Source organism: Aeromonas sp. s10, assembly GCF_040907975.1.
In the GTDB taxonomy this organism is placed as follows: Bacteria; Pseudomonadota; Gammaproteobacteria; order Enterobacterales; family Aeromonadaceae; genus Aeromonas; species Aeromonas caviae.
In genome coordinates this window covers 26274-38424 of record NZ_JBFOCV010000037.1, presented here as the reverse complement: position 1 = coordinate 38424, position 12151 = coordinate 26274, and the positions used below count along the sequence as shown (strand labels likewise).

Below are 12151 nucleotides of genomic sequence, written 5' to 3'. Positions count from 1 at the left end.
ATCTAGAGCAGCTAGAATGTAGCGTCAATGTAAAAATTAGAGCAAAAACACCAAACAAATAGCATTACGTTGACGTAAGCGACATGCCTTTTCACCCTCTATTCCCTGCCGCCCTTGCCCTTGCTGGCACCGCCCCCTGACAAAACAGAGCGTCACCATTTTCTCCCTCTGGCACACAAAGATTTATTTTTTATGTCTTTGACATTTGCATCACTGTCGTGGCAAAAATAATTTAACAGTCAGTAACATAGGTATGTCACTTACTGCTTCTTCCCGCATGAGGATCGGGAAGCTCCCGCACAAACTTAAACCAATGATGGCGATGGATTACTGGGGGCTGTTGACTAGGCTTAAGAGGTAAACAGAACAAAAGTAGTGATCCACTCTTTTTCAGGGCAAGCGACTATAACGAGGGCTAAGTTATGGGCATCTTCGAGCACTATCAACAGCGGTATGAGAAGGCCAGAGAGGAGGAGTACAGCATCCAGGAGTTTCTGGATATGTGCAAACAGGACAAATCCTGCTACGCCTCTGCCGCCGAACGTCTGCTGACCGCCATCGGCGAGCCGGAAATGATCGACACCTCGACCAATCCACGTCTCAGCCGTCTCTTTTCCAACCGCGTCGTCGCGCGTTATCCCGCTTTCAAAGACTTCTATGGCATGGAAGAAGCCATCGAACAGATTGTCTCCTACCTCAAACATTCCGCTCAGGGCCTGGAAGAGAAGAAACAGATCCTCTATCTGCTCGGACCGGTTGGCGGCGGTAAATCCTCGCTGGCAGAGAAACTCAAATCCCTGATGCAAAAAGTGCCCATCTATCGCATCAAGGGCTCACCGGTGAACGATCACCCCTTCTGCCTGTTTGACATCGACGAAGATGGCGAAATCCTCGAGAAGGAGTACGGCATCCCTCGCCGTTATCTGCGCCCCATCATGTCTCCCTGGGTCGCCAAGCGCCTTCACGAGTTTGGTGGCGACATCACCAAGTTCAAGGTGGAGAAGGTGAACCCCTCCATCCTCGATCAGATCGCCATCGCCAAGACCGAACCGGGGGACGACAACAACCAGGACATCTCCTCCCTGGTCGGCAAGGTCGATATCCGCATGCTGGAACACTTCGCCCAGGATGATGCCGATGCTTACTCCTACTCCGGTGCGCTATGCAAGGCAAACCAGGGGATGATGGAGTTCGTCGAGATGTTCAAGGCCCCCATCAAGGTGCTGCACCCGCTGCTGACGGCGACGCAAGAGGGGAACTACAACGGTACCGAGGGGCTCTCCGCTCTCCCCTTCGACGGCATCCTGCTGGCCCACTCCAACGAATCCGAGTGGCAGCAGTTCCGCAACAACAAGAACAACGAAGCCTTCCTAGACCGGGTTTACATCGTCAAGGTGCCCTACTGCCTGCGCGTCTCGGAAGAGGTGAAGATCTATGAAAAACTGCTGTTCAACAGCGAGCTGACCGAGGCCAAATGCGCACCGGGTACTCTGGAGCTGCTGGGTCAGTTCTCGGTGCTGTCGCGACTCAAAGAGCCGGAAAACTCCAGCCTCTACTCCAAGATGCGAGTCTATGACGGCGAGAGCCTCAAGGACACGGATCCCAAGGCGAAGAGCTACCAGGAGTATCGCGACTATGCCGGTGTCGACGAGGGCATGAACGGCCTCTCCACCCGCTTCGCGTTCAAGATCCTCTCCCGCGTCTTCAACTTCGACCACGCGGAAGTGGCAGCCAACCCGGTGCACCTCTTCTATGTGCTGGAGCAACAGATAGAGCGCGAGCAGTTCCCGCAAGAGCTGCACGATCGCTATCTGGAGTTCATCAAGGGTTACCTGACTCCGCGCTACGTCGAGTTCATCGGCAAGGAGATCCAGACCGCCTACCTCGAGTCGTATTCAGAGTACGGTCAGAACATCTTCGATCGCTACGTCACCTACGCCGACTTCTGGATCCAGGATCAGGAGTATCGTGACCCCGAAACCGGCCAGCTGTTTGACAGAGCGTCTCTCAACAGCGAGCTGGAGAAAATTGAAAAACCTGCCGGGATCAGCAACCCGAAAGATTTCCGCAACGAAATCGTCAACTTCGTGCTGCGGGCCCGGGCCAACAATGCAGGCCGTAACCCCAACTGGACCAGTTACGAGAAGCTGCGCACCGTGATCGAGAAGAAGATGTTCTCCAACACGGAAGAGCTGCTGCCGGTTATCTCCTTCAACAGCAAAACCTCGGCCGAGGAGCAGAAGAAGCACGATAACTTTGTCGAACGGATGATGGAGAAAGGCTACACCCGCAAACAGGTGCGACTGCTCTCCGAATGGTATCTCAGGGTACGCAAGTCATCCTGACCCTGCCGTGTTCAAGGGGGAGTTATGGCGCATTTTATCGACCGCAGGCTCAACGGCAAAAACAAAAGCGCTGTCAATCGGCAGCGCTTCATCCGCCGCTACAAGAAGCAGATAAAACAAGCGGTCTCGGATGCTGTCTCCAAGCGCAGCATTCAGGACGTGGACAAGGGTGAGAGCATCAGCATCCCGACCAAGGACATCGGGGAACCCCATTTTCATCAGGGTCATGGCGGCAAACGGGAGATGGTGCATCCGGGCAACGACCAGTTCGTATCTGGTGACAAGATTGACCGGCCCAAAGGGGGTGGCGGCGGCCAGGGGAGTGGCGAGGGCCAGGCCTCGGATCAAGGAGAGGGCGTCGATGATTTCGTCTTCCAGATCTCCAAGGACGAGTACCTGGACTTGCTGTTCGAGGATCTGGAGCTGCCGCGGCTGCAAAAGACCCAGCTCAACCAGCTGATGGAGATGAAGACCTACCGGGCCGGCTACACCTCCAACGGGGTGCCTGCCAACATCAACGTGGTGCGCTCCCTGCAAAATTCGCTGGCGCGGCGCATAGCGCTGCAGGCAGGCAAGAAGCGTCAGTTGCGTGAACTGGAGGAGCGCCTGGCTCGGCTGGCCTGCGAGCCCAACGACCATTTCGCCGAAATGGCGCAACTTGAAAAAGAGATCAGGGAGCTGAAGCGGAGGATCGATGCAGTCCCCTTTATCGACACCTTCGACCTCAAATTCAACAACTTTGTCAAACGGCCCGTCCCCTCGAGCCAGGCGGTCATGTTCTGCCTGATGGACGTTTCCGGCTCCATGGATCAGGCCACCAAAGAGATGGCCAAGCGTTTCTATATCCTGCTTTATCTATTCCTGAGCCGGACTTACAAGAATGTCGAGGTGGTCTACATTCGCCACCACACCCAGGCCAAAGAGGTGGACGAGCACGAGTTCTTCTACTCCCAGGAGACCGGCGGCACCATCGTCTCCAGTGCGCTCAAGATGATGAACGACATCATCAACGAACGTTATCCCGCCAACCAGTGGAACATCTATGCGGCGCAGGCCTCTGATGGTGACAACTGGGCCGATGACTCACCCCAGTGCAGGGAGATCCTGATGCGCGACATCATGCCGCGGGTGCGTTACTACTCCTACATCGAGATCACTACCCGCGCCCACCAGACCCTGTGGCACGAATATGAGGCGGTGGCAGAGCAATACGCCCACTTCGCCATGGAGCACATTCGCAAGGTCGAGGACATTTATCCGGTGTTCCGGGAATTGTTCAAGAAGCAAGCGGCTTGAGGGATCACATATGGTAGAAACCGCAAGAAAGATAGCGCCACTGGACGATGGTCCTGACTGGAACTTCGATCTGCTGGAGCTTTATCACCAGGAGATAGCCCGGGTCGCCAAATTCTATCGGCTCGACACCTATCCCAACCAGATCGAGGTGATCACTGCAGAGCAGATGATGGATGCCTACTCCAGCGTGGGCATGCCCATCGGTTATCAACACTGGTCATTCGGCAAGCGCTTTATCCACACCGAACGCAACTACAAGCGCGGCCAGATGGGACTGGCCTACGAGATCGTCATCAACTCGGACCCCTGCATCGCCTATCTGATGGAAGAGAACACCATGCCGATGCAGGCGCTGGTCATGGCCCACGCCTGCTATGGTCACAACTCCTTCTTCAAGAACAACTATCTGTTCAAGGCCTGGACCGATGCCTCCTCCATCATCGACTACCTGTTGTTTGCCAAGAACTACATCACCGAGTGCGAGGAAAAACACGGCATCGATGCGGTGGAGAAACTGCTCGACTCCTGCCATGCCCTGATGAACTTCGGGGTGGATCGTTACAAGCGGCCCCAGAAGATTTCTCTGGCCGAGGAGAAGCGACGCCAGAAGGCGCGGGAAGATTATCTGCAAACCCAGGTCAATGAGCTGTGGCGTACCCTGCCCAAGCAGCACAAGATTGCCGGGGTGGAAGACAGGCGCTATCCTGCCGAGCCTCAGGAGAACATCCTCTATTTCATCGAAAAGAATGCCCCCCTGCTCGAGCCCTGGCAGCGCGAGGTGGTACGTATCGTGCGCAAGATCAGTCAGTACTTCTACCCGCAGAAGCAGACGCAGGTGATGAACGAGGGCTGGGCCACCTTCTGGCACTACACCATTCTCAACCACCTCTATGACGAGGGAAAAATCAGCGATCGCTTCATGCTGGAGGTGCTGCACAGCCACACCAACGTGGTCTATCAGCCCCCCTACAACAGCCGGTATTACTCGGGGATCAACCCCTACGCCCTTGGCTTTGCCATGTTCACGGACCTGCGTCGCATCTGCGAACACCCGACCGAGGAGGACAGATACTGGTTCCCCGATTACGCTGGCACCAACTGGGTCGAGACATTGCATTTCGCCATGCAGAACTTCAAGGACGAAAGCTTCATCAGCCAGTTCCTCAGTCCCAAGGTGATGCGAGACATGAAGCTCTTTGCCATCGATGACGACGATCTGAAGAACTACCTCAAGGTGTCCGCCATTCACAATGAAGAGGGCTACCGGCTGGTGCGTAGCACCCTGTCCGCTCAATACAACCTGAGCAACCTGGAGCCCAACATTCAGGTCTACAACGTGGCAGTGAAAGGCGATCGCTCCCTGACCCTGCGCTATGTTCCCCACAACCGCATCCCCCTTGGCGAGTCACGCCACGAGGTGCTAAAGCATCTTCATCAGCTGTGGGGCTTCGATGTGGTGCTGGAGCAGGACAATGGCGAGCTATCCGCAGATATCATCGGCCGTTGTCCGGACCGCAAGAGCATGACCTGACGTCAGTGCCGGGCATAAAAAAACGCGCCATCAGGCGCGTTTTTCTTGGATCAGGGCAATCAATTGTCACACAGGTTGCTTGGCATGTCCTGACGCAGACGGGTCCAAAGCTTGCCAGACTCGATACCGTACTGGCGTACCGTCATGAACACGGCTTCGTGATCCTTGGTTTCGGCCAGCTTGCGCAGCGTCTTGTAGTAGGCATCTGCGGTTTCCCGCGCCTGCTTGTCCGAGAAGTAGTAGCGGCCAACCCGGCTGTACAAGCCCTTGAAACCGTTGAGGATCAAGGCATAGATGGGGTTGCCAGAGGCAAACGAAAGCTGGTGATGCAAACGGTAGTCGAAGTCCGCATAGGCCTCGGCCGTGTTCTCCACATCATCGGCACCACGCAAGATCTCGGCGGCCTGTTCCGGGTTGTTGCGAATGGCGCCACGGATGAAGATGGTGCAGATGTTGGTCCGGGCGGAGAGCAGTTGTGCCACCAGATCAGGCACCTTGTCCTGATCGAGACGCGCCAGGGTCTCCAGGATGTTGAGACCGGAGGTTTCCCAGAAATTGTTGACCTTGGTCGGTTTGCCATGCTGGATGGTGAGCCAGCCATCACGGGCAAGGCGCTGCAACACTTCACGCAAGGTAGTGCGAGTCACGCCGATCAATTCGGACAGCTCGCGCTCCGCCGGCAGAATGGATCCAGGAGGAAAGCGATTGTTCCAGATGGACTCGATGATGTATTCCTCGGCAAACCCGGCAGGGCTTTGCGCTTTAATGACCATGTAATGACTCTGTTGTAGTGCGTAAAAAGGCCCCCGAATAATAGCAAAGCCGGTCATGCTGGCAAGCAGAAGGTCGGTCCTCTGCTCACATTACCCCGATCTTTTTGTTAAAAATATGTATGCGACGACAAGTGAGGAGTCAACCAACACCAAATGATGGGAATATAAGCGTTTGCTCGCTGGGCAAGTTCAGCGACCTTATTTATAGTTATCGCTCCCTTGATTAAAATCATGTGCAATCAATCTGATACAGGTGAATATCCGGATGTTCGGCTCGGGTCGGGCTCGACTGCATAGACGCAGATATCAACAACAGAACAGAGAACCATCATTATGCCAATCAGCCTAGGGCGCGCGTTTACAAAGAACTTTTTGGGCAATGCTCCGCGATGGTACAAAATTGCCATCGTTCTATTCCTGCTGATCAACCCGATCATTTTCTACGTTGATCCCTTCTTGGCCGGCTGGCTGCTGGTTGTCGAGTTTATTTTCACCCTGGCCATGGCCCTCAAGTGCTATCCGCTGCAACCGGGCGGACTCCTGGCCATCGAAGCCGTGCTCATCGGCATGACCTCCGCCAACCAGATAAAACATGAGCTGGTGGCCAATATCGAAGTGCTTCTGCTGCTGGTCTTCATGGTGGCCGGCATCTACTTCATGAAGCAGTTGCTGCTCTACGTCTTTACCAAGATGCTGGTGCGCATCCACTCCAAAACGTTGCTTTCTCTCGCCTTCTGCCTGGTGTCTGCATTCCTCTCCGCGTTCCTTGATGCCCTGACCGTGATCGCCGTGGTCATCAGCGTCGCAACCGGCTTCTACGCCATCTACCACAAGGTGGCCTCCCGGGATGAGTCCGGCAATCTGCATCATGATGACGAAGAGATTGACGAGCTCTCCCGCCAGCATCTGAACGAATTTCGTGCCTTCCTGCGCAGCCTGATGATGCACGCCGCCATCGGTACCGCCCTGGGGGGCGTCTGCACCCTGGTCGGCGAACCCCAGAACCTCATCATCGGTGAACAGGCGGGGTGGCACTTCGGTGAATTTGCCATTCGCATGGCGCCAGTCACCATTCCGGTCTTCATTTGCGGCCTGCTGACCTGCATCCTGGTCGAAAAATTCCGCTGGTTCGGTTATGGCGCCCGCTTGCCCGAGCCCGTGCGTCACATCATGGAATCCTACGAGCGCGACGAAGACGCACAACGTACCCCGCAGGACAAGGCCAAGCTGATCGTCCAGGCGCTGATTGCCACCTGGCTTATCACGGGTCTTGCCCTCCATCTGGCTGCTGTTGGGCTGATCGGCCTGACGGTCATCGTGCTCGCGACGGCGTTCACCGGCGTGACTGAAGAACACGCGCTTGGCAAGGCATTCCAGGAGGCTTTGCCATTCACCGCCCTGCTCACCGTCTTTTTCAGCGTGGTGGCGGTCATCATCGATCAACAGCTGTTCAAGCCGGTGATCCAGTGGGTACTGGCGGCCAAGCCGGAGGATCAGCTTGCCCTCTTCTACCTGGCAAACGGTCTGCTCTCCATGGTCAGTGACAACGTCTTCGTCGGCACCGTCTACATCAACGAGGTGAAGACCGCCCTGATCAACGGCGCCATCAGCCGGGAGCATTTTGATCTGCTGGCCGTGGCCATCAATACCGGCACCAACCTGCCATCGGTCGCCACCCCCAATGGCCAGGCCGCATTCCTGTTCATGCTCACCTCAGCCCTCGCTCCCCTGCTGCGCCTCTCTTATGGCCGCATGGTCTGGATGGCGCTGCCCTATACCCTGGTGCTGGGGCTTGTCGGATTTTTCTCCGTGGAACTGCTCCTCGGTCCTGTAACCGAATGGTTCTATCAGGCAGGGTGGTTGCTGGATCATGGGGCACTGCCACTGCCCACCCCGTCCACACACTGATCATGAAAGGGGCTGTTCGGCCCCTTTCTTTTCAGATGGGGCTCTGCTCTAATTCAGCCACTATTTTTCTCTGAGAGATCAATCAGATGATCGAGTATCTTCGCCGCATTGCCAGTCATCGCCTGGCCTGGGGATTGCTGGCAGCCTCCGCTTTCGCGCTGGAACTCTGCGCCCTCTTCTTCCAGCACGTGCTGGGTTTGCACCCTTGCGTGATGTGCATCTATGAACGTATCGCCCTCCTCGGCGTGCTCACCGCCGGGCTCCTCGGCATGGTCGCGCCAGAGCGCTGGTACCTGCGCTGGAGTGCCATGCTCCTGTGGGGTTACAGCGCCTTCTGGGGCCTGAAACTGGCGCTCAAGCACGTGGATTACCAGATGAACCCCTCCCCCTTCAACGTATGCGAAGGGTTTGTTGACTTCCCTGCCTGGGCACCACTGGATAAATGGGTTCCCTGGATGTTCTACCCGGACGGCGACTGCAGCGAGATCAGCTGGCAGTTCCTCGGTTTCTCCATGCCGCAGTGGCTCGTGGTCATCTTTGCCGCCTACCTGCTGGTGTTCGTCATCGTGGCTGCTGGCAACCTGATAAAAGGGCGCTGCTGCAACTAGTCGTTCACTCGACCCTAAGAAGGGAGCCCGTGGCTCCCTTTTTATCTCCTCTTATCGCCTCACGGCCCCATGCCCAGGGGGCCGGCTCCCCTTCTCCCTGTTCTGCCAATGAAGTGGCTGCCTGCAGGTGTGCATCATCGTAACAGGCCACAAGCGGGTCAAAGGGCGCAGCGGCGACCTGCCACTCAGCCAACCAACAAGAAGGGAGCCATAGGCTCCCTTCTTTCATGTCGTGCACGGCGATGTCACGCGCCTTCGGAGGTAGCCTTGCTGGCACTTCTCCTGGCCTTCACCATGCCGATCACCATGGGCAACAAGGAGACCGCGATGATGCCGAAGATGAGCAGGGTAAAGTTGTGGCGCACTACCGGCAGATTGCCAAAGAAGTGGCCGGCATAGACGAAGGAGAGCACCCACAAGAGCCCCCCCACCAGGTTGAACGCCAGGAAGCGGGGATAGGTCATAGCCCCCATGCCCGCCACGAAGGGGGCGAAGGTCCGCACTATGGGCAGGAAACGGGTGATGATGATGGTCTTGCCGCCATGCTTGGCATAAAAAGCATGGGTCTTGACCAGATAGTCCCGACGAAAGATTTTGGAATCGGGGTTGCGAAACAGCTGCTCACCGAAGAAGTGGCCTATGGTGTAGTTCACCACGTTGCCGAGCACCGCGGCGATGATCAGCACGGCGGCCAGGGTGTGCACGTCCAGCACGCTGCCCACTGTGAGGGCACCTGCAGCAAAAAGCAGGGAGTCCCCCGGCAGGAAGGGAGTCACCACCAGCCCGGTTTCACAGAAGATGATGAGAAACAGGATGGCGTATACCCAGACGCCATAATTCTCGAACAGCTCTTTCAGATGCACGTCAACGTGCAGAATAAAGTCGATGGCAAAGAGGATCAGATCCATTTTTTGGTACCCATGAAGTGAACGGCGTGGAGTCTACGCCAATGAGACCTGGCTCACAATCTCCCCATGGTCCCCTTTTTCGAACCCCATGAAGGGAGTCATTCAATCCCCCCTTCTTTTCCCCTTTCCCTGAACGTAGGCTTCGGCTCACTCGGCCTTGTCCAGAGCGGCCAGCACCTCGCCGGGCAGGCATTTCTCCCAGCCCCACAAGAGGAGCAGCAACAGGGTCGCGTCGTCGAGCCAGCCAAGGAGAGGCACCACATCGGGGACAACGTCCACCGGGCTGATGCCATAGAGCAGGATAAGGATCACCAGCCCCTTCGCCCACCAGGGTGTGCCTGGGTGGCGAAAGCCCTGATAGAGGCGGCGCAAACGCCGCCAGATGAGCCAGCGTCTGGCGCTCATGACTCGATCAGCTCGCCGCGCAGCCGCTGGATCTGATCCCGCAGCGCCGCCGCCTGTTCGAACTCCAGATCCCGCGCATGCTGGAACATCTGCTCTTCCATCCGCTTGATCTCCTTGCTGATCTCGCTGGCAGAGCGGGCATGGTACTCCCCTTGCGGTTCGGCAGCCTTGCGACTCCCCTTGCCGGCCTTGCCCGCCGTGCGGCTGCCCCCCATGTCCATCACATCGCCGATGGCCTTGTTGAGCCCCTTCGGCACGATGCCGTGTTCCAGGTTGTGGGCGTGTTGCAGGGCGCGGCGCCGCTCGGTCTCTTCAATCGCGACCTTCATGGAGTTGGTGATGGTATCGCCGTAGAGGATCACCTTGCCGTTGAGGTTGCGTGCCGCCCGGCCGATGGTCTGAATGAGGGAGCGGGTGGATCGCAGGAAGCCCTCTTTATCCGCATCCAGAATGGCCACCAGGGAGACTTCCGGCATGTCGAGGCCTTCGCGCAGCAGGTTGATGCCCACCAGCACATCGAACTTGCCAAGGCGCAGGTCGCGGATGATCTCCACCCGCTCCACGGTATCAATGTCCGAGTGCAGATAGCGCACCCGTACCTCGTGATCCGCCAGGTATTCGGTCAAGTCCTCCGCCATCCGCTTGGTCAGTGTCGTGACCAGCACCCGCTCCTCCACGGCGACCCGCTTGCGGATCTCGGAGAGCAGATCGTCCACCTGGGTGGTGACCGGTCGCACTTCCACCTCGGGATCGAGCAGGCCGGTGGGACGCACCACCTGCTGCACCACGTCACCGCCGGACTTCTCCAGCTCGTAGGGGCCCGGGGTCGCCGAGACGAACACCGTCTGGGGCATCAGCGCCTCGAACTCGTCGAACTTGAGGGGCCGGTTGTCCAGCGCCGAGGGAAGCCGGAAGCCGTACTCCACCAGGGTCTCCTTGCGGGATCTGTCCCCTTTGAACATGGCGCCGATCTGCGGCACCGTGACGTGGGATTCGTCGATGATGAGCAGGCCGTCCCCCGGCAGGTAGTCAAACAGGGTGGGCGGCGGCTCACCCGGCGCGCGACCGGAGAGGTAGCGGCTGTAGTTCTCGATACCGGAGCAGTAACCCAGCTCCTGCATCATCTCCATGTCGAACTGGGTGCGCTGGCTGATGCGCTGCTCCTCCACCAGCTTGTTGAGGCTCATCAACTGCTCACGCCGCCCCTTGAGCTCCTCCTTGATGTGCTCGATGGCACCCAGGATGGTCTCCCGCGGGGTGGCGTAGTGGGTCTTGGGGTAGATGGTGTAGCGCACCACCGTCTGCTCGATGGCGCCGGTCAGGGGATCGAACAGAGAGAGGCGTTCTACCTCTTCATCAAACAGCTCCACCCGCAGGGCCAGCTTGTCCGATTCGGCGGGGTAGATGTCGATCACCTCCCCCCGCACCCGGAAGGTGCCGCGCTGGAAGGCCATGTCGTTGCGGGTGTACTGCAGTTCGGCGAGGCGGCGCAGGATATCCCGCTGATTGATCACGTCCCCCACTTTGAGGTGCAGCATCATGCTGAGGTAGGCCTGGGGATCCCCCAGACCATAGATGGCCGACACCGAGGCGACGATCACCACGTCGCGCCGCTCCAGCAGCGCCTTGGTGGCTGACAGCCGCATCTGCTCAATGTGATCGTTGATGGAGGCATCCTTCTCGATGAAGGTGTCCGTGGTCGGCACATAGGCTTCGGGCTGGTAGTAATCGTAATAAGAGACGAAATACTCCACCGCGTTGTCGGGGAAGAACTCCTTCATCTCCCCATAGAGCTGGGCCGCCAGGGTCTTGTTGGGCGCCAGGATCATGGTGGGACGATTAAGAGTCGCGATGACGTTGGCCATGGTAAAGGTCTTGCCCGAACCGGTCACCCCGAGCAGGGTCTGGTGGGCCAGTCCCGACTCGATGCCATCGAGCAGCTGGGCGATGGCCCTCGGCTGATCCCCGGCGGGTTGAAACTGGCTGGCCAACTGGAATAACTTGCTCATGACGACTCCCGGCAAAAAACGGCAAGGGTGCAGTGTACCCCGAGTTGAAGGAGCTGGGTATCCGCTCACCCTCCCTGATGGCTATTGACCCCGAAATACGACCTCTGTATGATGCACCTCCTTGCCTGATGTTCCCCCGTAGTTCAGTCGGTAGAACGGCGGACTGTTAATCCGTATGTCACTGGTTCAAGTCCAGTCGGGGGAGCCAATTCCTCACCATCTCGGTGCAAGTTATCCACTTTAGTGCTTTCCTCTTCCAATTTTAATGCACAAGCCCTCCTCTGCGGCCTGACTCCCTTTTGATCTCCCGATACTGACCAGCAGCGTTTTGTTCTGCTGCGCATAACTATTTGATTTTTATAGAAACA

The 12151-nt window shown here is 57.4% G+C and carries 9 protein-coding genes and 1 tRNA gene; 6 read left to right on the top strand and 4 right to left on the bottom strand.

The annotated features are described in order from the left end of the window. The first annotated feature begins 422 nt into the window (after positions 1-422). Genes AB5Y59_RS12895 through AB5Y59_RS12885 form a run of 3 tightly spaced genes read left to right on the top strand, consistent with a single transcriptional unit; the run spans position 423 to position 5172 of the window. Positions 423-2345 (top strand): PrkA family serine protein kinase, encoded by a 1923-nt coding sequence (locus tag AB5Y59_RS12895; RefSeq protein WP_010674903.1) that lies wholly within the window; start codon positions 423-425, stop codon positions 2343-2345. A 24-nt stretch (positions 2346-2369) separates the two neighbouring features. Continuing rightward, entirely contained in the window at positions 2370-3641 is a 1272-nt protein-coding gene (locus AB5Y59_RS12890) for a YeaH/YhbH family protein (protein WP_216944314.1), read from the top strand. A 10-nt stretch (positions 3642-3651) separates the two neighbouring features. Further along, positions 3652-5172 carry a SpoVR family protein gene (locus tag AB5Y59_RS12885; protein ID WP_039040868.1) on the top strand — a complete coding sequence of 507 codons (1521 nt, stop codon included), beginning with the start codon at positions 3652-3654 and terminating at the stop codon, positions 5170-5172. A gap of 59 nt (positions 5173-5231) precedes the next feature. Here AB5Y59_RS12885 and fadR read toward each other — a convergent pair whose 3' ends face one another. Further along, entirely contained in the window at positions 5232-5945 is a 714-nt protein-coding gene (fadR, locus tag AB5Y59_RS12880) for a fatty acid metabolism transcriptional regulator FadR (RefSeq protein WP_010674906.1), read from the bottom strand. Between the two features lie 333 nt (positions 5946-6278). Here fadR and nhaB point away from each other — a divergent pair, with 333 nt between their 5' ends. Together nhaB and dsbB are read left to right on the top strand one after the other, a co-directional pair. After that, entirely contained in the window at positions 6279-7853 is a 1575-nt protein-coding gene (nhaB, locus tag AB5Y59_RS12875; RefSeq protein WP_045524552.1) for a Na(+)/H(+) antiporter NhaB, read from the top strand. A gap of 86 nt (positions 7854-7939) precedes the next feature. After that, complete coding sequence (gene dsbB, locus AB5Y59_RS12870) at positions 7940-8461, top strand: disulfide bond formation protein DsbB (protein WP_010674908.1); 522 nt, start codon at positions 7940-7942, stop codon at positions 8459-8461. 245 nt (positions 8462-8706) lie between these two features. Here the strand turns inward: dsbB and AB5Y59_RS12865 are convergent, their stop codons facing one another. The 3 genes from AB5Y59_RS12865 to uvrB all read right to left on the bottom strand — a co-directional run bounded on the left by AB5Y59_RS12865 (position 8707) and on the right by uvrB (position 11783). Beyond that, a complete protein-coding gene (locus AB5Y59_RS12865; protein WP_010674909.1) occupies positions 8707-9369 on the bottom strand; it encodes a DedA family protein in 663 nt (220 codons plus the stop codon). A gap of 147 nt (positions 9370-9516) precedes the next feature. Next, complete coding sequence (locus tag AB5Y59_RS12860; RefSeq protein ID WP_010674910.1) at positions 9517-9774, bottom strand: DUF1232 domain-containing protein; 258 nt, start codon at positions 9772-9774, stop codon at positions 9517-9519. Then, on the bottom strand, positions 9771-11783 hold the full coding sequence (gene uvrB, locus AB5Y59_RS12855; protein WP_128342388.1) for an excinuclease ABC subunit UvrB: 2013 nt from the start codon (positions 11781-11783) through the stop codon (positions 9771-9773). Before uvrB ends, AB5Y59_RS12860 begins: the two co-directional genes overlap by 4 nt. A gap of 132 nt (positions 11784-11915) precedes the next feature. On the opposite strand from uvrB, the gene AB5Y59_RS12850 reads away from it, so the two are divergent. Then, a tRNA-Asn gene (locus tag AB5Y59_RS12850) sits at positions 11916-11991 on the top strand. Positions 11992-12151: the final 160 nt, after the last annotated feature.